Raw genomic sequence first — 24,035 nt, forward strand, 5'->3', positions numbered from 1 at the left:
CGACAACTAAACGACTTAGCCAAATGAAAAAGATAATTTGTCTACTTACGCTGGCATCGGTGCTTACCACGTCGTGCCAAAAGAGTTTCATCGAATTGAACCCCATTTCCACCGTCAGTGTGGATGCCGTTTACAAAACGGATAAAGACTTTCAGGATGCTGTGGTGGGTATCTATGCCATGCTGCGGAATCAGTATCAGGACTTCTGGATCTTTGGCGATCTGCGGGCCGACGATTCCTGGCACGCGCTGGGCAATGATGCCTTCCTGGTATCGGTCGATAAGTTCAACATGAACAGCGATGCGAACCTGATGATCTCGACCTGGCGGAACTATTACAGCGCCATCAACCGGGCCAATCTGGTTCTGGCGAAACTGGAAACGGCCGACCCGGCTGTGGTGACGAACAAAGATCGGCATATGGGCGAAGCGAAGTTCCTGCGAGCGTTTGCCTACTTCGATCTGGTACGGATTTTTGGCGATGTGCCACTGAACACCAAGCCGACAACGGCCGACGAAGGGTATACGAAAGTACGGGAGAAGGTCGATAAAATTTATGATGACGTAATCATCAAGGATCTGATGGAGGCCGAAACGAAGCTGCCCGCCAAATACACGGGCGTCGATGTGGGACGGGCCACCAAAGGGGCTGCGAAGGCTATTCTGGGACGTGTGTATATGACCCGCAAGGATTTCGTAAAGGCCGAAGCCAAGCTTCAGGAAGTGACTACACTCGGGTACGCACTCCTGCCCAACTACAGCGATCTGTTCGACTACACCAAAGACGAACACCACAGCGAGTATATCTTCGATATTGAGTATCAGGACGGTAACCTGGGAGCGGGCAGCGGTTTTTCGAATAAGTTTTTGCCCAAATCAGCCAACTCGGCCGCCGAAACATTTTATGGGATTAAAGGTGGGGCAGGGGAGCAGAATACGCCCACACTGGCGCTGTTCGATTCCTTCGATCCGAAAGATCCCCGTCGCGACATTACTGTAGCCAAAGGATACACAGACAACAACGGGGTATTTCAGGGCTTTTTACAGATTGCCACCTTTACGAAGAAATACCTGGCGGCCACCAACTCGCTGAACGACAGCAAAGCAAACTGGAAAGTGATTCGGTATGCTGATGTGCTGCTGATGTATGCCGAAGCGCTGAACGAAAATGGCAAAACCGATCAGGCACTTACGTATCTGAATCAGGTACGGACACGGGCTAAAATGCCAGCTTACACGACCATGACGAAAGACCAGCTACGGACGAAAATTTACGATGAGCGCGTCTATGAACTGTCGATGGAAGGCGTTCGCTGGTTCGACCTCGCCCGTACAGATCGGCTTACAACGGTGATGGGGCCACTGGGTTACAAGCCGTTCAACGCCCTGTTCCCGATTCCATTGGTTGAGATTCAGATTATCAATAACCCATCGGTTCTGCCACAAAATCCGGGGTATAGTTGATTGGTTTCCTCTTATCCCTCTCCCGTTCTGAGAGAGGGATAAGGGGATTTATAAAAACGTATTCCGAACCTTCCTTTTCTCAGCTATGAAACGAAATATCAGCTCATTCGTCGTTCTTGCTCTGGTGAGTTACCTGATGAGTAGTCAGGTGGGCTTTGGGCAGAAGAAACCGAATTCAGCGGATGGATTGACGTACATTGACCCGACTATTGGCAATGTGGCCCCCCTGCTAAACAGCAATCGGCCGGTGGTTCATTTGCCTAACCAGATGGTCCGCATCTACCCCAAACGGCAGGACCATCTCGACATGCAGATCACGGATTTTCCGATGCTGTCGCAGAACGTCATTACGCCCCAAATGATCTTTGCGATCAAACCGTACTCCGGCGCGTTGGCCGATACAGGCTGGTATCGACGCCTGACCTACGATCACGATTTTGAAACGATTCATCCCTGGCATTACTCGGTCCGGCTCACCGACGACAATATCCTGACGGAGTTTACACCGGGTGCCCGCACGGGTATTTATCGGTTTACCTTTCCGGCTGGCGTGAAAAAACACCTGCTCTTATCCCACTATTATGCCAACGGCAAATACGATTTTCAGAATGGGAATGCGATTGTAGGCACCGAGGCCGTAAACGATGGCATTCACGAGCAGAAAGGCATGGCGTACCTGTATGGTGTGTTTACGGGTAAACCGCAGACCGGCAAGCGCGATGGTGAAAAAGACTGGGGACGCTATACCGTGACGGGTACACAGGAAAAGCCGAAAAAAGTGCCGGGCGAACGGGCCTACGCGAGTTATGCTGAGTCGGATGGTCCGGTGGTCGAGTTTCGGTATGGGGTTTCGTTCATCAGTGTCGAACAGGCGAAAAAGAATCTGGAGGCTGAACTAGCCGGGGTAAGTTTCGATCAACAGAAAGCGAAAGCACAGGCTGCCTGGGCCAAAACCATCGGTCGGATTCAGGTAGAAGGGGGAACGGAAGCGCAGAAACGGAGTTTTTATACCGCCTTATACCGTTGCTACGCCCGTATGTTCGATATGACCGAGGACGGGAAGTATTATAGCGGCTACGACAAGACGGTTCACACCGATAAACGACCCTTCTACAACGACGATTACACCTGGGGCAATTACCTGGCCTTGCATCCGTTACGCTGCATTCTGGACCCAGACCGGGAAGCCGATATGCTGGAATCCTACGTGCGGATGTACAAGGAGAGCGGCTGGATGCCCGAATACCCCAAGCCCTACGGGGATCGGCCCGGTATGTTTGGCTTCAAATCCTGTGTGATGTTTCTGGATGCCTACCGCAAGGGTATTCGCAACTTCGACACCAAAACGGCATTGGAAGGGATGCTGAAAAATGCCGAACAGGCCACCATGCTACCCTCCCGAAACGGCCCTAAAGGCGCGCTGGAAGATTTTTATTACGCCAAAGGCTATTACCCGGCCTTGCGACCTGGCGAAACCGAAACCGATCCGTTTGCCTCGCAGAAGCGGGGGCAAAAGCGGTCAGCGGTGGCTATTACGCTGGGCAACAGCTACGATAGCTGGGCGTTGAGTGAATTCGCTAAAGAGCTGGGGAATCAGCCCGTCGCCCAGAAATTTGCCCCCTACGCCCAGAACTACAAAAACCTATACTACCCCAAAACGGGCTTTTTCATGCCCAAAGATGCGCAGGGCAACTGGATCGAAATCGACCCGAAGTTCGACGGCGGGCATGCGGGACTTGATTATTACAACGAGAACAACGGCTGGAATTACCGATGGAATGTACAGCAGGACATCAAAGGGTTGACCGAACTGATGGGCGGCCCCGACAAGGTAGAGCAAAACCTCGACCAACTGTTTCGGGAAGGAGCCGACCGGCCTAAGCCCGTTTTCTGGGAGAAATTTCCCGACCAGACCGGGTTGATCGGTCAGTTTGCGATGGGCAATCAGGTGACGTTTTTTATTCCCTACCTATTCAACTACACCAATGCACCCTGGAAGACTCAGAAGTACACCCGGCTGCTGCTGGACACCTGGTTTCAGGACAATATCTTCGGCGTTCCCGGTGATGAAGACGCCGGTTCCATGAACTCGTTTGTGGTTTTTTCGGCGATGGGTTTCTATCCGACCACACCCGGTATTCCCCGCTATTCGATCACCAGTCCACTGTTCACCAAAGTCAGTGTAGCCCTTCCCAATGGTAAAACCTTTACGGTCGTTGCCCGGAACAACTCCCGAATCAACAAGTACATCCAGTCAGCCACGCTGAACGGCAAACCATTGAAATCGCTCTCGTTTACGCATGACGAACTGATGCAGGGCGGTACGCTGGTGCTGGACATGGGCGAGAAGACCGACAAAAAATGGGAGATAATCTATTAACCCTCATGAAGACCTCAACGCGTAATCAATCAGGAATAAAGCGAGGGCTAGCCGGTTTGCTGCTAAGCGTTTTAGCAACCCAGTTCTGTTGGGCACAATCTGGCAAACCGACCAATTCGGCTCTAAACTACATTGATCCGACCATTGGGAATGTGGCCCCGCTGCTGAATACCAATCGGCCCGTAGCGCATTTACCCAATCAGATGGTTCGTGTGTTTCCGCATCGGCAGGACCACCTCGATATGCAGATCACAGACTTTCCGATGTTGTCGCAGAACATCATTACACCCCAGATGGTCTTCGCCATCAAACCTGCCAAAGGTGCGTTAGCCGATACGGCCTGGTTCCGGCGGTTAACCTACGACCACGACCTGGAAGTGACGCGACCCTGGTATTACTCCGTTAAACTGACCGACGACGACATTTTGCTGGAATTTACACCGGGTGCCCGGACGGGTATTTATCGCTTTACCTTCCCGGCGGGTGTTAAGAAAAACTTGCTCCTGTCGCACAACTACGCCAACGGTAAATACGATTTCCAGAACGGGAACGCCGTTGTGGGCACTGAGTTTGTGAACGATGCCATCCATGAGCAGAAGGGCATGGCGTATCTATATGGCGTATTCACTGGCAAACCCCAGACGGGTAAGCGAGATGGCGAAAAAGACTGGGGGCGCTATACGGTGAGCGGTATTCCCGAAAAGCCCAAAAAAGTGCCGGGCGAACGAGCTTATGCGAGTTATGCCGAGTCGGATGGTCCAGTCGTGGAGTTTCGGTATGGGGTTTCGTTCATCAGCGTTGAACAGGCGAAAAAGAATCTGGAAGCAGAACTCAACGGTGTCAGCTTTGACCAGCAGAAAGCGAATGGACAGGCTGCCTGGGCCAAAGCCATCGGAAAAATCACCGTAGAAGGGGGGACGGAGGCTCAGAAACGAACATTTTATACATCGCTCTACCGCTGCTACGCCCGTATGGTCGACATGACCGAAGGGGGGAAATACTACAGTGGCTACGACAAGCAGGTGCATACCGATTCGCGACCGTTCTACACCGACGATTACACCTGGGGCAATTACCTGGCTCTGCATCCACTGCAAACTATTCTGAATCCGAAAGGTGAAGCCGACATGCTGGAATCCTACGTGCGGATGTACAAAGAGAGTGGCTGGATGCCCGAATACCCCAAGCCCTACGGAGATCGGCCCGGTATGTTTGGCTTCAAATCGAGCGTGGTGTTTCTGGATGCCTATCGGAAGGGGATACGTAATTTCGACGTCAAAGCTGCATTCGAAGGGATGCTGAAAAATGCTGAACAGGCTACGATGCTCCCGTTCCGTAACGGGCCCAAGGGCGATCTGGAAGACTTTTATGCGAAGAATGGCTACTATCCGGCGCTTCGTCCTGGCGAAAAAGAGACCGATGCGTTTGCCTCGCAGAAGCCCGGTCAGAAACGGTCGGCTGTTGCCATAACCTTGGGCGATTGCTACGATAGCTGGGCCTTGAGCGAGATGGCCAAAACGCTGGGCAACGAAACCGTTTACGCCAAATATGCTCCCCGGACGCAGAACTACCGGAATCTTTGGAACCCCAAATACAACATGTTCATACCGAAAGATGCGCAGGGCAACTGGATTGACATCGATCCGAAATTCGACGGGGGCCATAATGGGTTCGATTACTACAACGAGAACAACGGCTGGAGCTACATGTGGAATGCTCAGCAGGATCTGTCAGGCTTACGGGAGTTGATGGGTGGCCCCGAAAAAATGGAACAGAATCTGGACCAGCTTTTCCGCGAAGGTATGGAGAAAAGCAAACCCGTTTTCTGGGAAATGTGGCCCAACCAGACAGGTATGATCGGTCAGTTTGCGATGGGTAATCAGGTGACGTTTTTTATTCCCTACCTGTTCAATTACACCAACGCATCCTGGAAAACCCAGAAATACACCCGACTGCTGCTGGACACCTGGTTTCAGGACACCATCTTCGGGGTTCCAGGCGATGAGGATGGCGGTTCGATGTCGTCGTTTGTGGTTTTTTCGGCGATGGGTTTTTATCCAACCACGCCCGGTATTCCCCGCTATTCGATCACCAGTCCCTTGTTTACCAAAGTCAGTGTAGCGCTGCCCAACGGCAAGACATTTACCATATCGGCTCCCAAATCGTCCCGTACCAATAAATACATCCAGTCGGCTACGCTGAATGGCAAACCGCTCACCTCGCTTTCGTTTACGCATGATGAGCTGATGCAGGGCGGCACGCTGGTGCTGGATATGGGCGAGAAAACCGACAAAAAGTGGGACATGCAAAACTGAAATCGTCGCCCTGGATCTGGCCTAGTGAGTGGTGTCGGTTTCTCAAAACCGACATTTCGCGTCAGCAATCCTGTCGGTTTTGAGAAACCGACACCACAAAACGAACATAACCATTTCAAATTATGGTCTGGAAACAAGTAATAGACCCGTTCGACAACCTCTTTTTATCGGCTCTGGTGGCTGTTTTGCCCATCCTGTTTATCTTCTGGGCGCTGATCATCCGAAAGATGAAGGGCTATCAGGCTAGTCTGATTGCCATTGTGATTGCTACAGTCATTGCGATTGCTGTCTATAAAATGCCTATTCAACTGGCTGGGCTTTCGATTCTACACGGGGCGCTCTATGGATTGTTTCCCATCTGCTGGCTGGTGATCATGGCCGTATTCCTCTTTAACCTCACCGTTAAAGCCGGTCAGTTCGACATCATCAAACACTTCATGGCCTCCATCACCTCCGACCGACGACTCCAGGCCCTGCTCATCGCCTTCTCCTTCGGCGCTTTCCTGGAAGGCACCGCTGGATTCGGAGCGCCCGTCGCCATCACAGCCGCCATGCTGGTGGGGCTGGGCTTCAACCCCCTCTATGCCTCCGGTATCTGCCTGATTGCCAATACCGCTCCGGTAGCCTTTGGCTCCATCGGTATTCCCATCACGGTTGCGTCCCAGGTGTCGGGTATTCCCGAACTGCCCATTTCCCAGATGGTGGGTCGCACCCTGCCTATTCTGTCGGTGATCCTGCCGTTTTATCTGGTGACCATCATTGCCGGATTCAGGAAAGCCCAGGAGGTAATGCCCGCTGTGCTGGTGTCGGGGGGAGCGTTTGCTTTGTTGCAATACCTTTCGTCCAATTTTCTGGGTCCTGCCCTGCCCGATGTGATTGCCGGACTAGGGTCGATTATCTGTCTGATGACGTTTTTGCGATTCTGGAAGCCTAAAACGATCTGGCGATTTGCCAACGAACCAGCGGCTACCTTCGATAGCTCGATTCATTATTCGGGTGGGGAGTTATTGCGAGCCTGGAGTCCGTTTCTGCTCTTGACCATCATGGTGATTTTCTGGGGATTGCAGTCGATCAAGGATGTGCTCAATGCCCACGGGCAGCTTCAGTTCGAGTTCCCCGGTCTGCATCATGCCATTCAGGGACAGGATGGTACGTTGCTGGCTAAAGTCTTCAAGTTCAACTACCTCTCGGCGGCCGGTACAGCCATTCTGATTGCCTCGCTGGTGGCTATTCCGCTGGTTGGGCTGACGTATCGGCAAGGGCTACAAGTCTTTAGCGCCACCCTGTATCAGCTTCGATTTCCGACCTTGACGGTGGCTTCGGTGCTGGGGTTTGCCTACCTGGTGAATGATTCGGGGATTACCCTCACCCTGGCACGGGTGCTGGCCAGTACGGGGAGTTGGTTTCCCTTTTTTGCGCCAGTGTTAGGGTGGCTGGGTGTGTTTATCACCGGGTCGGATACCTCAGCCAATGCGCTGTTCAGCAAGTTACAATATGCCACGGCTCAATCCATCGGCGTTGACCCGGTGGTGAGTGTTGGTGCGAATGTGTCGGGGGGAGTCGTGGGTAAGATGATTTCGCCCCAGTCGATTGCGGTAGCGGCTGCGGCTGGCGATCTGGTGGGTAAAGAGTCTGATTTGTTCCGGTTTACGGTCAAGCACAGTTTTATTATGCTGGGCTTTATCTGTGTGCTCACCCTGGCTCAGGCGTATGTGTTCAAGTGGATTATTCCGGTCTATGAAATGATTTCTGGAACCAAATCCGCAGCTACGCCCGACTTATCGAAAGGGTATACGTATTTGATTGGCCTTGTTGCCTTACTGGTAGCCCTGGCGGTGGCCGTGCTGACGATGGTGAAGAAAAAGCCCAACGTACCGACGCTGGTCGACTGATAGAACCGCATGGGCGGCCCCGACAGATTTTTATGATCCATATGAGCTATTATGATCTGTGTAAATCATAACAATCATAAAAATCAGCGGCCTATTATAAGCGATCTAAACTCAACTTTTTATATAGTAAACCTCATGACATTGACGACTCTTACTAAACGCCATCTTCTGACAGCTCTTTGCTGCCTGTGCGTGCAATGGGTGCAGGCTCAGGCCCTAAAACGGTCGAATGTTCCGGCTCCGGCTTTCGAGGTAACGGGCAGTATTTATCCCTGGGAAGTACACGACGAAGGGATGGACCTTATTCTGGACAATATGACCCGAATTGCGGGCGTCAATTCGGTGTATCTGATTGCCGTGATGCATGAAGAACACCGCCCGTTCAACAACGACAAACTGCCCGGTACGTTCACGTTTATCCACAACCCGGTTCGGTCGCAGTGGGATGCCGAAGATTCCCGCGCGTACTTCAAGCCCGATATGGCCATGTACGGTAAAATCAAGCCTTTGATGTCGCGGGAGTCCTGGCTGAACGATACCGACTGGTTGAAAATCGTACTCGACAAAGCCCACGCACGCGGCTTACGAGCCGGGGTTGAAGTATCGCATACATACATACCCGTTGAAGTCCTGAACGCACATCCTGAGTACAAACAGCGCGACATCAATAACAACCCAGTCGACCGACCCTGCACCAATAACCCTGATGTACGAGCGTATCTGACTACGCTCTATACCGATCTGGCAAGACATTACGATGTCGATTATATCCAGACCTGTATGTTGCTGTTCAGCCGGTCCGACGATCCGGTGAAGGGCGGTTCCTGTTTTTGTAGCTCCTGCAAGCACAAGGCCAAAGCAATGGGTTTCGATATGGAAGCGGCTATGCCCGTTCTGAAAGACAACCCCTATGCCGAACCGCAGTTGAGCAACTGGCGTAAGTTTCGACGGGATTGTACGACAGAGATTTACAAGGAGGTAACCGATAAAATTCACCATGAAAACCCAGCTATCGACTTCCGACTGAACGACCTCAACGACCGGACTTCGGGCTTAACGCTGGAAGAACTGAAAGGAAACATCAACTCGGTTCACCTTTCGACCCACACCGAACAGAATGGCTACCAGAAATCGGATCGGAAATCGCGGATACTGACCACTCAGTATTTCATGGGCAACGATATTCCAATTATTCCCGGTGTGCCGACCCGCCTGCTCACCACACCAGAAATCATCAAATCGAGCATTAAAATTTCGGTTGAAAATGGCTCGAAAGGCATTGGTATCAAGCATTACGATGGGTCGCCGTACTCGAATATGCGGGCGGTTCGGAATGGCCTGAGCGAAGCAGGAGTTGCCGGTTTTACACCCATCATGGGCATCGAAGCCGAAGATATGACCTTGTTCGGCTATACTCCCGATAAGTTCCTGGTTGAGAAGTGTGTACAGACAACCGGCAAAGGAACGGCCAAATCAACGTTCAACAATCCATCGGGCGTGTATGATGTGGTGGTTTCGTATGTCGATGAAAAAGGCGGTCAGGGCAATTTATCGCTGGCCGTGGCTGGTAAGCAAAAAGCGTCGTGGAAACTTAGCGAAGATGTCGACTGCTGGCGACGGAAAACCATTCCCAATGTGAAAATCAATACAGGCGATGCGATAGAGCTAACGGGCGTGGCCGATGGCAAAGAAACCGCCCGCGTCGATTTTATCGAGTTTGTGGCACAAACAAAGCCAGTGGCTGCTCAGAAAAATGATCGCAGACCAGGCAAAAGCGACTAAAGCAAGATAGGTAAATTGTTTATTGTAGGTTGGTTGGAAAGCATGATAGACCTTCTATCATGCTTTTTTATGAGTCGCTTTTTTGGGCGCTACTACGCGCACCTGTGTTCCCAATTTTTCTTCCGTCTTGTCGATGGCTTCTTCAACGGAGTGCGATTTGCGGAGGTCGCTCGTTTGCCTGGTCAGTTCCGCCATGGCACAGTAGTGTTTGTACAGGATTTCCAGTTCTTCTTCGCTCAGGTTCTCGCTGGCTACCAGTCGGTTACTGGCTCCTTTGGTTGCGGCAATCAATTCGTTGAGTTTGAGTTGGACCGATAGCGATTCCTTGTTCTGCGCTTTCTGAATCACAAACACCATCAGAAAGGTAATAATCGTTGTTCCAGTATTGATCACGAGTTGCCAGTTTTCGGAATAGCCAAAAACGGGCCCTAAAGCGGCCCAGACAATAACGGATGCCATTGCCAGAATAAAGGCAACCGATGAGCCAGTGGCTTTGGCAACAGCGGATGAAAATCGCTCAAAAAAGCCTTTGTGTGTATGTTCTGACGGATTGAATGAAGCTTCCATAACGTGTTTTTTAGACATGAGCTTGTAAATAGAGGGGTTAATTTAAATTTAGACCAGGGGTGATACCCAGCCAGGGGTTATGCTGGCAAATCCAGATAAAGTGGTAGCGAAACCAGGGGCTCTTGCCTTCGACCGGGATTCGCTTTGGTTATGGCCATTCTGGGCGGTATAGAACAGAGCTTGCTGTTTGTTTACAGAAAAGGTTTGATCCAGTTCCTGGATACTTCGCCGACTATGGTAGATTTTGGTACAACCCGACATCACCACACCTAGTAAACCCGTAAGCAAACCCAGCCGAATGGGCATACTGATAAACGGGTCAGCCATGGGATGGGGACGGGGACCGCTGCGAATGTATGTGTGTGATAATGGTGGCTTAACCTTATTCATGAGCACTACGTATAAGGCAATATCCACTAAACACATAAGGCCGGGTTTGGTTTTGAGTGATCAATTCCCGTATGCTCATTTGTTGATTAATTTTTGATTAATTCATCACTATTCGCATGAGCAACCAGTTAGATGATGAAAACACAATAACTCAACAGAATCAATGAAAAAGATCGTAATGATAGGAGCGTTGTTTGTGGCGGTAGCCAGCTTCAGCGCACAGGCGCAATCCACAACAGGTAGTGGCACAGGGAATGGTACAAATGGATCGGCCGCGCAAAATGGATCATCGGACCCAAATAGCCGGAGTGGGCAACCCCCTCGGGCCCGAATGAATAAGCAATCGACGGATCGGACTATGAATTCAAATAGCAATAGTTCGGGTTCAGCAACGATGAATGACGGAACCATGAATCAGGGAAATTCGCAGGGACAGAACCGCAATGGACGGAAAATGAAACGAAATAGCAGCCGCATGAATCGGGATTCGTCATCCAATGGCAATCAGCGATAAGTTAGTTTTGTGAAACTGTTTGAATGCCTGCTCTTCTGCCGAAGGGTGGGCATTTATTATTGGGATGGGTTTGATGTGATGAATGGCTGGAGTCAGGTTGCTTAGTTTGAAGAAACAGCGAATGGGTGATGAGAAAACCAGGCGAAAGAACTTCTAGGTAGGGAGAAATTACCCGACTGCCTTTAGCCTGACTAAATGAAAAATATAACCCTATTCTTTCTCGCATCGTCTTTCCTCACGAATCTTTCGTATGCGCAAAAACCCGTCGACGAGCGGATGCGGATTGCGACCGAAATGGAGAAATCCATTCAGACCGAAATGCTTAATAAATGGTATCCGCAGTCGGTCGATAAAGAGTATGGAGGCTTTCTCAGTACGTTTACCTACGACTTTACCCCCACCGGCCCGCAGGACAAAATGATCGTGACCCAGGCCCGGCATGTCTGGACAACTGCCAAAGCCGCTGAACGATACCCCTCTGTCACATACTACAAAGAAAATTCCCGGCACGGCTTTCTGTTTTTGCGGGATGTTATGTGGGACAAAGAGTACGGTGGCTTTTACAACCTGGTCGATCGGAAGGGAAACGTGAAAGGCGGGGATATGAAACTCGTCTACGGAAATGCGTTTGGGCTGTATGCCCTGAGCGCCTACTATCACATGTCGCACGATACGGCCGCATTGAATCTGGCGAAAAAGTCGTTTGCCTGGCTCGAAAAGCACAGCCATGATCCAGTGTATAAAGGCTATTTTCAGCACATGCGTCGGGATGGAACGCCCATCAAACGCGATGCTTCGGTGCCCTCCACGTCCGATCTGGGCTACAAAGATCAGAACAGTTCTATTCACCTGCTCGAAGCCTTAACGGAACTTTATACCGTTTGGCCTGACCCACTCGTGCGTGAACGGCTGGCCGAAATGCTGCACCTCGTTCGGGATGTGATCACATCGCCCAAGGGCAATCTGGTTCTCTTTTTTCAACCCGACTGGAAACCCGTATCCTTCCGCGATTCGTCGGAAGCAGTTATTCTGAAACACCGTAACCTGGACCATGTATCATTTGGCCACGATGTTGAAACGGCTTATCTGATGCTGGAAGCCTCACACGTTCTGGGGCTAAAAAATGATATCAAAACCCGGCAGATCGGCAAACGGATGGTTGACCATGCACTAGCCAACGGCTGGGACAAAAAAGTAGGTGGCTTTTACGACCAGGGTTATTACTTCAAAGACAAGCCCGGCATGACCATCATTAATGAAAGCAAAAACTGGTGGTCGCAGGCCGAAGGGTTAAACACGCTTCTGCTGATGGCGGATCAGTTTCCCAACGATCCGATGCATTATTTTGACCAGTATAAATTGCTCTGGCAATACGTGCAGACCTACATGATCGACCACGTGCATGGCGACTGGTATGAGGAGGGATTAGACAAAGATCCCGAACGAAAAACAGCGCTTAAAGGGCATATCTGGAAAGCTGCCTATCATACCTACCGGGCGTTAACGGGTTGCGTCGACCGTTCCAGAACTAAACCTGCTTCCCATTCATCGACAAAACACTGATTCACCCGGCATGGTCAGGAGTAATCTGGAAAATAATGAATGATTTACGGGCGTCAGCGGGCTAGTTGGTAAGCATGGTTTTCCAGGTAGTTCCATTCCAGAACTCTTTGATATGCGTTGCCAGGTTGTAATGCGAGCCTGCATTTGCTGGTCATAGCGTTTGGTTCTGCTCGTCGCTGACTAGTATCCATGTTCCAGGGGCATAGCCGAATCAGTGGTGGGGAATGGTAATTTGTGACTGGCCTGACCTGATTTTAACGCATTTCTGGTTAAGTAAAATTCCTGAACAGTGGCCTTCTTTAGACAGGTTACTGTTCAGGAATTTTAGCTGGTCAGCAATAATTTACTTACGCCATGGGTGCCCGACGAATGAATACAATACAAAAACAACTCTTCCTTGCGCTTATTTTACTGAGTAGTGTACAACAGACTTTCGGTCAATCTGTAAAGCGAGCTACTTTTCGCAAGCAGCTGATCGCTTCCGAAAGTGCTGAATCGGTAGGGGTGTTCGATGTTAATGGCGATCAGCATCCCGATCTGGTTTCGGGGAGTTACTGGTACGAAGGCCCTGGATTTCTGAACCGACATCTGATCGGGCAGAGTGAGCGTAAAGGCGAATACTTCGATGATTTTGCTACCATTCCCCTCGATATCAATGGCGATGGCAAACTGGATTATGTAACGGGAGGATGGTTTAGCAAAAAAATGGTCTGGCGTGAAAACCCAGGCAACAACGGCGAATGGAAAGAGCATGATCTCGCCCAGTCGGGCAATGTCGAAACGATTCGTGCCTGGGATGTTGATGGCGATGGCCGTATCGATATTGTGCCCAATACCCCCAGTCTGCCGTTGGTGTATTATAGCCTGGTACTCGACCAGGCTGGGAAACCGACGGGTCAGTTTTCGGCTACGAAGGTGGCGGAGAAACATGGGCATGGTCTTGGCTTTGGGGATATTAATGGCGACGGCCGGGGCGATTTCATTGTAGCTGATGGCTGGCTGGAAGCCCCCGCTAAACGTTCGGATAAGTCGCTGTGGAAACATCACCCTACCTTCAACCTGGACCACGCCAGTGTTCCTATTCTGGTGGTCGATGTGAACAAGGATGGTCTGATGGATGTGATTGTCGGTCAGGGGCATAATTACGGACTGGACTGGTACGAACAAAAACGGGTTAATCAAACCATAACCTTTACCCGGCATGCCATCGACCCCTTTCAGTCACAGTATCATACGATGGAGTGGGTGGATATCGATCAGGATGGCGAAAACGAGTTGATCACGGGAAAGCGCTACCGGGCCCATAACGGCAATGATCCTGGAGCGAACGACCCCCTGGGGCTGTATTATTTCAAGTGGAATGGCGAGTCCTTCACAAAGAACTTTATCAGCTACGGGCCATTTGGCGAAGGCAAAGGGGCAGGCCTCTACTTTTCGGTGGCTGACCTTCGCGGCACCGGCCGAAAGGATATAATTGTTGCCGGAAAAGACGGGCTTGTTGTATTTTTTAATGAAACCCGCTAAGTGAGCCGGTATTTTCCAGCGGTAGTTCGTCTTTTCTTTCAGGATCGAGAATCAATCCTCCTCCCATACTTTCCCATGCGAAAGCAGCTAATTGTATTGACTTGTTCAAGCTTATTTTTCATAGGGCTTTGCCTGATCGCTTCAGCCCAGTCGCCAACGGTTTCCGGTAAACCTGATACTGACTTTCGGCTTGCCGATGGCGATCGGGTTGTTTTTCTGGGTAATTCGCTCATCGAAGACGATGTACAGTTCGGCTACCTTGAAATGGCACTGACCACTCGCTGGCCTGGCCGAACCATTACGTTCCGAAACCTGGGGTGGTCGGGTGATAATGTGTTTGGCGAGGCCCGAAGCTACGTAACCACTCCGCCCACACCCTACGAACTGCTCATCCAGCAACTCGCCGACGCAAAGCCAACGGTCGTCTTTCTGGCCTATGGAGGTGTCGAAGCGCAGGATGGCGAAGCGGGGTTGTCACGCTTTAAGCAGGGACTGAATCAATTAATCGATAAAATTGACCAGCTTGGGGCACAAACTATTCTGGTGTCGCCCATCCCCGTCCTGTTACCCTCGTCGGCCAACGTAACCCAACGAAATACAGCGTTGGAACGCTACGCTTCGACCGTTGCCCAGACGGCTTCTGAACGCAAAAAACGCTATGTCGATGTGTTCAAACCGATTCAGGATGCCAGTAAACAAATGCTGATTACCGATGATGGTATTCACCTCAACGAAACAGGCTACTATTATCTGGCGAAAGCCTTTGAAAACGGGCTGGCGCTACCTCCTCGTACCAGCAGTATGACCATCGATCTGGCGAAACAGGCTGTTGAGTCGGCTACGCCTATCAAACTGCTGAATACCGACAAATCAACGGCCAGCGTTACTTTTATTGCCAATGAAGCTCTCCTGCCTCTTCCGGCCCCCAAACAGGATGACAAGGCCCTGGATGTTGACAACGGGCAGATGTTGACCATTAAAGGGCTCAAAAAAGGATTTTATACGTTGCGTGTTGATAATGATGAGGTAATGACGGCGTCGGCGAAGCAGTGGGCCGACGGTATCCTTATTCGGCAGGGGCCATCGTTTACGCGCTCGGCGGAGTTGCAGGCCTTGATTCAGAAGAAGAACAAACTACATTTCTTCCAGTACCGACCGCTGAATCAAACGTACATCATCGGCTTTCGTTCTTATGAGCAGGGCCGTCATAAAAAAGGGCTGGAGGAGCAAAATTACCTCATTACCTGGCTGGAAGGTGAAATTATGGCTACCAACCAACCGAAGCCCGCAACCTATTCCCTTACTCAGCTAAAGTAACCCACCATGAGGCCGCGCAATCATTTTATACCTCTCTTTTCATTACTCCGTAAAAGTCTGCTTGTTCCGTTACTGGTGCTGACAACGGCCCTGGTCAATCAGGATAAAGCGCCTGATGTGCCTGACCCCGACGTGCAAAAAGAACTCGAATCGTTTAAATTGGCCGATGGCTTCGAGGTAACCTTGTTTGCCGCCGAACCCTTGGTTGCCAAACCAATTCAGATGAACTGGGATGCCCAGGGACGGCTATGGGTAGTGAGCAGTACGGCCTATCCGCACCTGAAAACGGGGGAGCAGGCCAACGATAAGATTTTTGTACTCGAAGATACCAATGGGGATGGCAAGGCTGATAAATCGACAATTTTTGCCGAAGGGCTGCTTACCCCGACAGGTATTCTTCCGGGCGATGGTGGCGTATACGTGGCTAATTCGACCGAAATCCTGCATTTTTCGGATACCGATGGCGATGGCAAAGCGGATAAAAAACGGCGCATACTGAGCGGGTTTGGTACTGCCGATACCCACCACCTGATTCATACATTCCGTTGGGGGCCAGAAGGGAGCCTGTATTTCAATCAGTCTATCTACATCTATAGCCACGTCGAAACGCCATCGGGCATCAAACGACTCGAAGGCGGTGGCGTGTGGCGACTGCGTCCAGAGCATCTGGACCTCGATATTTATGCCAAAGGGCTGGTCAATCCCTGGGGGTTACAGTTCACGCGCTGGGGGACAACGTTTTTGACCGATGGAGCTGGTTTCGAAGGAATTAACTACGCGTTTCCTGGGGCAACCTTCCTGACGGCCCCCGGTGCCGAACGGATTCTTCGGGGTCTTAATCCGGGTCAGCCCAAACACTCGGGCCTGGATGTTATTTCGGGACGACATCTTCCTGATGATTGGCAGGGAACATTGATTACCAACGATTTTCGGGCTAACCGGATCAATCGGTTTAAACTGGAAGAGCAGGGGAGTGGCTTTGCATCGAAACAACTGGCCGACTTGCTATGGACAGACCACGTCGCGTTCCGTCCGGTCGATATTTCGGTAGGCCCCGATGGCGCCATCTATGTTGCCGACTGGTATAACCCAATCATTCAGCATGGGGAAGTCGATTTTCACGACCCCCGTCGCGACCAGCAACACGGACGTATCTGGCGCATCGTGGCCAAAAATCGGCCCTTGGTCAAACGGCCCGAACTGGAAAAAGCGACAGTTGCCGAATTGCTCGATGCGCTTCGCCAGCCCGAAGACTGGACACGCTTGCAGGCCAAGCAAGTGCTCAAACGGCATGGTGCCAAAGACGTAATTCCCGTTCTGGAGCAATGGGTAACCAAACTGGACCCGAAAGCAGCCGACTACGAACACCTGCTGCTGGAAGCGCTGTGGACCTACCAGACCCTTGATACTGTAAACGAACCGTTACTGCTGAAGTTGTTGAACGCCAGTGATCACAACGCTCGGGCAGCTGCGTTACGGGCCTTTCAGTTGTGGCATGGAAAAATAAAGGATGAACCTGCCCTGCTGGCTAAAGCGGTACAGGATGCCCACCCACGGGTACGGCTGGAGGCTGTCGTTGCTTTACGGAATCTCCAGTCGGCCGAAGCGGCTCGTGCGGCATTGACGGCACTTGATCAGCCAATGGACGAGTTTCTTGATTTTGCGCTCTGGCAAACCGTTCGTGAGCTTGAACCGCAATGGGCCAATCGGCTAAAAGCGGAGCCAAATTTCTTGGGCGATGCCCGCAAAACCGTTTTTGCGTTGAAATCGGTGAGCAATTCGGAGGCTATTGCCCAATTGACCCGGCTTTATCGGCAAGGGCAGGTACCCGATGCGTATCAGAAAGACGTATTGGCCTCGATTGCTAAATGGGGTAAACCGGATGACCTGAACACGTTGTTCGACATGGCCGTACAGGGCAATGCCCAGCGTGACAAGCAAACCGTAGCCCGCTTAACGACACTGGCCGATGCCGCCCGTCAGCGGAAACTAAAACCAACGAATGACCTGGGCCGAATTGCTGAGTTTATCAGTAGCGATGACGAAGAGGTAGCCACTGCCGCTATTCGACTGATCGGACTATGGCAGATGGATGAGCTGAGCAGCCGACTGGTCAGTGTCATTCCCAAAGGAGATAAACCCATCCAGAAAGCGGCTTTAGGGGCCTTAGCAGCCATTGGGAGCGATCAATCGAAAAAGATGCTGATTGGTCTAAGTGGCCCAGGTAACACACCCGCCCTGCGATTACTGGCGACTGCCCAGTTGGTATCGGTGGATGCGCCTGAAGCGGCTCGAATTGGTACTGGGTTATTGAGAACCGTTCCCGCAGAAACGGACGCTACCGATCTGTTTCAGGCGTTTTTTGCCACCAAGGCTGGCCTACAGGCGCTGGCCGATGCCCTCACAGCCCAGAAAATCCCTGAATCATTTGCTAAATCGGGAAGACAACTGATGGCTCGTAGTTTACCCTTTAACCGGCAACGGGCAGAGGAGGTGAGCCGATTACAAAAAGCGCTGGAGGCCTCAGGTGGTACGCTGCCCGTAGAGCGAATGCCGCAGCAGTTAAGCAATCCCGAAATCACGGCCTTAGCCCAAACCGTCAACCAGTCAGCAGACCCAGCGCTGGGCGAACAGGTGTTCCGTAAGAGTGAGCTGCTTTGTCAGAACTGCCACGCTATCGGTGGAGCCGGTGGACGTATCGGCCCGGATTTGAGCAGTTTAGGGACCAGTTCTCCGGTTGAAACCATCATTCGCTCGGTTTTATATCCGTCGTTGTCGATCAAAGAAGGCTACGAACTACAGCGGATTGTCAAAAAAGATGGTTCTGAAATGATGGCCTACCTGGTCAGTAACGGGCTATCGGAAGTCGTTGTGCGGGATGTTGGTGGCCAGGATTTTGCGATTCCGAAAAGCCAGATCAGTACGATTGAAAAAACACCCGGTACCCTGATGCCCTCTGGCCTGACGGCTGGTCTGGATAAGCAGGAGTTTATTAACCTGATTGGATTCCTGTCTAAACTGGGAGGCTCAGGTGGGTTCCGTGTGCCGACAACCCAGTTTGTCCGGCGATGGAGTACGGTTTCGGCCAGTAAAGAGTTAGCGCGCAAACTGGCTACTGACGGAACGGGTTATATAGCAAAAGATGCCGGAAAACTGCCGACTATGCCCATTTATAGTACCGTATCCGGGACATTACCCATCAATGAATTGCCGACTGTGGAAGTGGGCCCAGGCAAGCGGTACAGTTTCGTTCGGTTCGATCTAGAAGTGGTTAGCAAAGGCAACGTCGATCTGGGCTTTACATCAACGGCCGGCGTAACGGGTTGGGTTGGTTCGAAACCCCTGAAAATGTCCACCCAGGGTACCCTTATCGATCTGCCTCAGGGTGTTCAGACCATTACGCTAGCCATTGATCGTACGCAGTTTACAGCGGCTCAATTGGGTATCCAGTTGCAGGAAGCTCCGCAATCGCCCGCACAAGTCCGGCTTGTTATGGGGCGATAGTCCCTCATGAAGATAACCGATCATTGGAAAGCCTGGCTTTTGCAGAGGCTTTTCAGTGATCGGTTATTCGTTTACGGATGTAGGTATGGGAACAGCTCGTGACGATTTTCGGAGTCCTTTATCCTTCAGCATCTGACCGATGCCCCTGGCTATGTCGATCGAGGCTTCAATTTCCGCTTTTCGAATGGCTACACTTTCGATATTGAAGCCAAAGGGGATAGCGCGTTCCATACAGAATGTAGTCAGTGCAGACGCAATATCGAGGCATATGTTTACCGATTTTTCGAGAATGTCGTCCGACGTTTTTAGGTCTTCCTTCAACTCTTCCGGTACGTGAATGCCCAGCCATTCCATAAACTGGAGGGTTTTGGCCGAACCGCAGGCCGTAATCGTAAAAATGATCGTTGGAGGTTTTATAGACTGTCGATTACAACTAAGCGCCAGATCTTCGATAACCTGCTTGGCATAATCGAGATTGAAAATGCATTGTGAAATAAAGTACGACACCCCGCAGTTCATCTTATCGAGCATGCGAACATCTTCATCGTTCAGCAGATTATGCCGTTCCGGGATGGTTACAGCACCGATTACAGACGTGTCCTGATGTTTGCTCCAAATTGTATAGGCTTCCTGCAGGCTCGTTTTTACAGGGAAATCTGGTGCCGGTACGCCGACAAAAACCGGATAGAAATTGTGGCTATGTAGCCCTTCCAGCCACTCTGACAGCTCTGTAGCCGAAAATTTCCCCGCAGGACGATAGATTATTTTCGGGACGGGTAAAGGCGCCAGATAGGTAGAGGCAAATGCAAATGGATCAAGCGCATTGATAAACGGAAACGGCCTTTCTTCTTTTGTGCGGGCCGACTCATCCTGAACATCATATACGACCAGCGCATCGATGTCCAGGGTTGCCAGTCGCTCCATTGTTTTTTGAGCAATTTCGGCAACACGCTCAGGAAGCGTACCGACTTTGGGTGGCGTGATACCATACAATAACACGCCGGATTCTGCGGATTTGATTTTTTCTAGAAACATTGTGGCACTTGAACTAGGTATTCAGGCGGCTTTTCGACAAAGGATAATAGGAGGTTATTATCACAATTGAACACGTTCTGGATACTGGTGGGTGTGGCATTCGTTTGCGAGGCCAAAATTTTACACAGCAGCAAAGATGGTACCTTCCTCTGCATTGGGCAAATAGATGGTCATAATTTTCGATCAAGAATTTGGTTCAGGTTGCATACATGGCACGTCTGTTAAGTTTTCAGATGAATCGGAGCCGCAAAATGATAGGTATTGCCAATGAAGGTCTTAGGGTAGAAAGTAATATCTCGTCGTAACCATACGCCTGTCAAAACGGCCTCCCCGCAAATGCAGGCAAGCTGATACCTCCCAAATCATGCTGGTCGTGTATTTTATTAGCTATTGAGGATGAAAGCGAAAGAAGAGTCGAATTTTGATGGAAGCATATAAAATTCATAGAATAAAAAGACTAAATTGAAAACCCTATAGAATATATACCCTATTTATTGTACTGTAGAATCTCGGAAAAACAAAATAGTTATAAACGATAGTTTTTGATAAATGATGCTCAAAGGGGGGAGTTCGCAGTGGATCAGGCTAGTTTATTTTAACCGACACTCACGTTCCTAATGTAGGTGTAAGGAGCATTTATTCAAAACAGTTCGATCTTTTATTTTAATAAATTGTTGATAATGAGGCTATTTTAAAAAATAATTAGTCTTTTGTTTGTTTTTCTAAATTAATCATTCCTACCTTTGGGGCATCTGACAAGTACTACCTGCAAAGTAGTTGTTATTTATACTAATCGACTTATGAGCGTTGGCTGCTATAATTTTTTGGTCAGCCTTATATTAGATTAGTACTAGTTTTCGAACTTATAAATAACCGTCGTTATGCACAGGCATTCTATACTTTGTAGTTGTAGCTCAGCTCGGGAAATCTCCCCTGTTGGCTGTTGAGTGTATCAGCTCACTCGACCCAGTATCCCCTCCGAATTTATCCTGATTGCCCATCCCAGTCAGAACACCTCATCAACAGGCTTTTTTTGTAAAAAAATACTATATAAAATCCATATACTTTATCTAGTAAATGGGCTCAACTTTACCATAACCTCAATCAGTAAGGATATAAATTTCTATCAACTCATAAACTTCTTTCGATTCTGTAGTGTGTGGCGAATTCTGTTTTTGAAAGGGTAGTCAATCGCTGTTGAAGTGCAGGTTCTTCAGCGGGCACTTATCCGGTCTCGACAAATTCGACCTCCCACTACGGAATCGAGAGTGATCCGTACTATGGCAACTCGAGATGTGAAAATTCTGGCGAAAAAAATTGGGGTCAGTATCCTGATTTACGCAATCCCGCTTACCATTTTGGGGAGCGGTCTTACTCTGATTAAACTCTTGTTAACCAAGTGATTTACTAAACAATGACCCTGGATCAATCATCTGCCAAGAAAATTACCCGCGATGCATTCATTAGTGTTCTATTGTACGCGTTGCCCGTTATCGCCCTTATTATCTGGTTCACGTATACCGGCGAAACACCCTGGAAAAATCCGGTAAAAGATTACGCGCACCTATCAGCTCCGGCCTTTCTGACGTTTCTGGAGCCAGTCTTTAGAAGTCTTAAATCCTGGGGATTTATTGCGTTGGCACTCGGGTTAGGATTCCTTGAATTTGCCCTGGGGCTTTACGACAATAAGTGGACACCGACTGAGCGGAAAATTGATATAGTCTGCTTTTTAGCGCCCAAGTTTCTGGTGCCGCCGGTAGTAGCGTACTTCAGTTTGACCCTTTTGCCAACACTACTGCCTGGCTACGCCAACGTATTTTCCTGGGTACCTTTCTGGGGAGGTTTCTTCCTGATAGCCGTAGCTGATGACCTGACGCAGTACTGGTATCATCGCCTGCACCACCAGATTCCGTTTATGTGGCGCTTCCACCGGACGCATCATTCAGCCCCTTACATGGGAATGGCCATGGCTAGTCGGCAAAATTTCATTTACACGATCTTCTTTTCGCAAACGTACCTGACAGCCACGCTCATTTACCTCGGCCTGGGCTACCCGGCCCTGTTCGTAACAGCGATAAAGACGCTGATCACGATGACAGCCCATAGCAGTATTCCCTGGGATAAGCCTTTTTACAAGTATCGGGTATTACACCCCGTTGCCTGGGTATTGGAGCGACTGATTTCCACCCCCGCTACGCACCACGCTCACCATGCGGATAGTGCCGATGATGGCGTTGGGAATTACAAAGGCAACTTTGGGAATATGTTTTTCCTCTGGGATGTCATTTTCGGCACCGGGCTGATTACCCGCCAGTATCCGACTTCCTACGGTATCAAATTCTACAAAGAGGAAGAATGGTACGCCCAGTTTCTGTGGCCGATCTTCAAATCGAAGAAAGAAGGTAGTGAGCTAGCTGCCAATGGCCCTGAAGTGGGTGATGAAGAAGTAGCCGCTACCCCCAACCTGGTGAGTGCCTAAGTGATACGACCTATGTTCTCATTCCGATTCGTTATTCCCGTTGTTGCTTTGTTGATCGTCGGTATGGCGTTCATCCGTAAAACTGGAATACCCGCCCAAAATCCAGCCAAAACTCCCCAAAAGTCGATAGCTCTTTGTGGGGGATCAACGTGCAGGGTGCCATCGCGAGCCGTAGCCCTGCGCACTAGCCTGGTTTCAACGACTGGCAGGGAGCAAACTACGGCTGATATGGTACTGATAAAAGGGAGTAGTTTTCAGATGGGGTCGATTGACTTTTCCGACGCCAAACCCGTTCATACTGTGACGGTGAACACTTTCTGGATGGATACGCACGAGGTTACCAATGCACAGTTCGAAGCGTTTGTAAAAGCAACGGGCTATCGTACGGTGGCCGAACGCCCGCTTAATCCTGCCGATTATCCGGGTGTTCCAGCCGATAAACTCGTGCCGGGTTCGGCCGTGTTTACGCCCCCAACGCAACCCGTTTCACTACAAAATCCGCTGCAATGGTGGCAGTACGTAGCAGGCGCCAACTGGCGGCATCCACAGGGTCCGCAAAGTAACCTGGTAGGTAAAGCCAATGAGCCCGTTGTGCAGGTTTGCTACGAAGATGCTGCGGCTTATGCCCGATGGGCGGGCAAACGGTTACCAACCGAAGCCGAGTGGGAATTTGCGGCACGGGCAGGCCGGAAGAACGCAACCTACTACTGGGGCAATACCCTGAAACCGGCAGGGAAATGGGTCGCAAATATCTTTCAGGGCTCATTTCCTACCAAAAATACGCTCGATGATGGCTTCAGAACGACGGCACCTGTTAAAACCTTCCCGGCCAACCCCAATGGTTTATACGACATGGACGGCAATGTATGGGAATGGTGCAGTGATTTGTATCGCCCTGATTATTACCACAAAAGCCCCGCTGCGAATCCGAAAGGGCCTGCTGATAGTTTCGACCCCGATGAGCCGGGTACGGTAAAACATGTGCAGCGTGGTGGCTCGTTTCTGTGCAGCGATCAATACTGTATTCGCTACAAGGCTGGTAGCCGGGGAAAAGGCGAAACCACAAGTGCCAGTAATAATCTAGGCTTTCGCTGTGTTCGTACGGCCGAATCAACCCCTCAACATTTATAAAATGGACAATGAAAAATGAATAATGCACAATGCCATCCTTGAGTCGTTGACCACTCAAAGAATCATTATACATTTTTCATTATGAATTATACATTTTAACAAGTTCAGTTTTTTAACAATACCCCATGTAACTAAAAAAGCCAACCCTGTTGGAGCAGGGTTGGCTGGTCAAAACAAGG

15 protein-coding genes are annotated in these 24,035 nt (G+C 50.3%); 12 read left to right on the forward strand and 3 right to left on the reverse strand.

Features of this window, described 5'->3' with window-relative positions:
• Nucleotides 1-23 precede the first annotated feature (23 nt).
• The 5 genes from BGO59_RS20640 (at nt 24) to BGO59_RS20660 (ending at nt 9,832) form a co-directional block, all read left to right on the forward strand.
• Nucleotides 24-1,463, forward strand: coding sequence for a RagB/SusD family nutrient uptake outer membrane protein (locus tag BGO59_RS20640; protein ID WP_293686293.1), 1,440 nt, complete (start codon nt 24-26; stop codon nt 1,461-1,463).
• An 85-nt stretch (nt 1,464-1,548) separates the two neighbouring features.
• Complete coding sequence (locus tag BGO59_RS20645; RefSeq protein WP_293686295.1) at nt 1,549-3,843, forward strand: GH92 family glycosyl hydrolase; 2,295 nt, start codon at nt 1,549-1,551, stop codon at nt 3,841-3,843.
• A gap of 5 nt (nt 3,844-3,848) precedes the next feature.
• On the forward strand, nt 3,849-6,158 hold the full coding sequence (locus BGO59_RS20650; RefSeq protein WP_293686297.1) for a GH92 family glycosyl hydrolase: 2,310 nt from the start codon (nt 3,849-3,851) through the stop codon (nt 6,156-6,158).
• Nucleotides 6,159-6,280: 122 nt separating this feature from the next.
• Entirely contained in the window at nt 6,281-8,050 is a 1,770-nt protein-coding gene (locus BGO59_RS20655) for an L-lactate permease (RefSeq protein ID WP_293686299.1), read from the forward strand.
• Between the two features lie 135 nt (nt 8,051-8,185).
• Entirely contained in the window at nt 8,186-9,832 is a 1,647-nt protein-coding gene (locus tag BGO59_RS20660; protein ID WP_293686301.1) for a hypothetical protein, read from the forward strand.
• 57 nt (nt 9,833-9,889) lie between these two features.
• On the opposite strand, the gene BGO59_RS20665 is transcribed toward BGO59_RS20660, so the two are convergent.
• A complete protein-coding gene (locus tag BGO59_RS20665; RefSeq protein ID WP_293686303.1) occupies nt 9,890-10,399 on the reverse strand; it encodes a low affinity iron permease family protein in 510 nt (169 codons plus the stop codon).
• A 48-nt stretch (nt 10,400-10,447) separates the two neighbouring features.
• Complete coding sequence (locus tag BGO59_RS20670) at nt 10,448-10,726, reverse strand: hypothetical protein (RefSeq protein WP_293686305.1); 279 nt, start codon at nt 10,724-10,726, stop codon at nt 10,448-10,450.
• A 226-nt stretch (nt 10,727-10,952) separates the two neighbouring features.
• On the opposite strand from BGO59_RS20670, the gene BGO59_RS20675 reads away from it, so the two are divergent.
• From BGO59_RS20675 to BGO59_RS20695, 5 genes are all read left to right on the forward strand, one after another.
• On the forward strand, nt 10,953-11,303 hold the full coding sequence (locus BGO59_RS20675; protein WP_293686307.1) for a hypothetical protein: 351 nt from the start codon (nt 10,953-10,955) through the stop codon (nt 11,301-11,303).
• A gap of 195 nt (nt 11,304-11,498) precedes the next feature.
• Nucleotides 11,499-12,866, forward strand: coding sequence for an AGE family epimerase/isomerase (locus BGO59_RS20680; protein WP_293686309.1), 1,368 nt, complete (start codon nt 11,499-11,501; stop codon nt 12,864-12,866).
• Between the two features lie 369 nt (nt 12,867-13,235).
• Nucleotides 13,236-14,390, forward strand: a complete 1,155-nt coding sequence (locus BGO59_RS20685; RefSeq protein ID WP_293686311.1) for a VCBS repeat-containing protein — start codon at nt 13,236-13,238, stop codon at nt 14,388-14,390.
• A gap of 75 nt (nt 14,391-14,465) precedes the next feature.
• On the forward strand, nt 14,466-15,707 hold the full coding sequence (locus tag BGO59_RS20690) for a GDSL-type esterase/lipase family protein (protein WP_293686313.1): 1,242 nt from the start codon (nt 14,466-14,468) through the stop codon (nt 15,705-15,707).
• A gap of 6 nt (nt 15,708-15,713) precedes the next feature.
• Nucleotides 15,714-19,211 carry a PVC-type heme-binding CxxCH protein gene (locus BGO59_RS20695; protein ID WP_293686315.1) on the forward strand — a complete coding sequence of 1,166 codons (3,498 nt, stop codon included), beginning with the start codon at nt 15,714-15,716 and terminating at the stop codon, nt 19,209-19,211.
• 63 nt (nt 19,212-19,274) lie between these two features.
• Here the strand turns inward: BGO59_RS20695 and BGO59_RS20700 are convergent, their stop codons facing one another.
• Nucleotides 19,275-20,246, reverse strand: coding sequence for a methylenetetrahydrofolate reductase (locus BGO59_RS20700; RefSeq protein ID WP_293686317.1), 972 nt, complete (start codon nt 20,244-20,246; stop codon nt 19,275-19,277).
• 1,414 nt (nt 20,247-21,660) lie between these two features.
• Here BGO59_RS20700 and BGO59_RS20705 point away from each other — a divergent pair.
• Nucleotides 21,661-22,725, forward strand: a complete 1,065-nt coding sequence (locus BGO59_RS20705; RefSeq protein WP_293686318.1) for a sterol desaturase family protein — start codon at nt 21,661-21,663, stop codon at nt 22,723-22,725.
• A gap of 12 nt (nt 22,726-22,737) precedes the next feature.
• On the forward strand, nt 22,738-23,856 hold the full coding sequence (locus BGO59_RS20710; RefSeq protein WP_293686319.1) for a formylglycine-generating enzyme family protein: 1,119 nt from the start codon (nt 22,738-22,740) through the stop codon (nt 23,854-23,856).
• The last annotated feature ends 179 nt before the right edge of the window (nt 23,857-24,035 follow it).

It is taken from the genome of Spirosoma sp. 48-14 (assembly GCF_001898575.1).
Lineage (GTDB): Bacteria > Bacteroidota > Bacteroidia > Cytophagales > Spirosomataceae > Spirosoma.

Coding starts and splice junctions, on each gene's coding strand:
- BGO59_RS20640 (WP_293686293.1), top strand. CDS start 24: ATGAAAAAGATAATTTGTCTACTTACGCTGGCATCGGTGCTTACCACG.
- BGO59_RS20645 (WP_293686295.1), top strand. CDS start 1,549: ATGAAACGAAATATCAGCTCATTCGTCGTTCTTGCTCTGGTGAGTTAC.
- BGO59_RS20650 (WP_293686297.1), top strand. CDS start 3,849: ATGAAGACCTCAACGCGTAATCAATCAGGAATAAAGCGAGGGCTAGCC.
- BGO59_RS20655 (WP_293686299.1), top strand. CDS start 6,281: ATGGTCTGGAAACAAGTAATAGACCCGTTCGACAACCTCTTTTTATCG.
- BGO59_RS20660 (WP_293686301.1), top strand. CDS start 8,186: ATGACATTGACGACTCTTACTAAACGCCATCTTCTGACAGCTCTTTGC.
- BGO59_RS20665 (WP_293686303.1), bottom strand. CDS start 10,399: ATGGAAGCTTCATTCAATCCGTCAGAACATACACACAAAGGCTTTTTT.
- BGO59_RS20670 (WP_293686305.1), bottom strand. CDS start 10,726: ATGGCTGACCCGTTTATCAGTATGCCCATTCGGCTGGGTTTGCTTACG.
- BGO59_RS20675 (WP_293686307.1), top strand. CDS start 10,953: ATGAAAAAGATCGTAATGATAGGAGCGTTGTTTGTGGCGGTAGCCAGC.
- BGO59_RS20680 (WP_293686309.1), top strand. CDS start 11,499: ATGAAAAATATAACCCTATTCTTTCTCGCATCGTCTTTCCTCACGAAT.
- BGO59_RS20685 (WP_293686311.1), top strand. CDS start 13,236: ATGAATACAATACAAAAACAACTCTTCCTTGCGCTTATTTTACTGAGT.
- BGO59_RS20690 (WP_293686313.1), top strand. CDS start 14,466: ATGCGAAAGCAGCTAATTGTATTGACTTGTTCAAGCTTATTTTTCATA.
- BGO59_RS20695 (WP_293686315.1), top strand. CDS start 15,714: ATGAGGCCGCGCAATCATTTTATACCTCTCTTTTCATTACTCCGTAAA.
- BGO59_RS20700 (WP_293686317.1), bottom strand. CDS start 20,246: ATGTTTCTAGAAAAAATCAAATCCGCAGAATCCGGCGTGTTATTGTAT.
- BGO59_RS20705 (WP_293686318.1), top strand. CDS start 21,661: ATGACCCTGGATCAATCATCTGCCAAGAAAATTACCCGCGATGCATTC.
- BGO59_RS20710 (WP_293686319.1), top strand. CDS start 22,738: ATGTTCTCATTCCGATTCGTTATTCCCGTTGTTGCTTTGTTGATCGTC.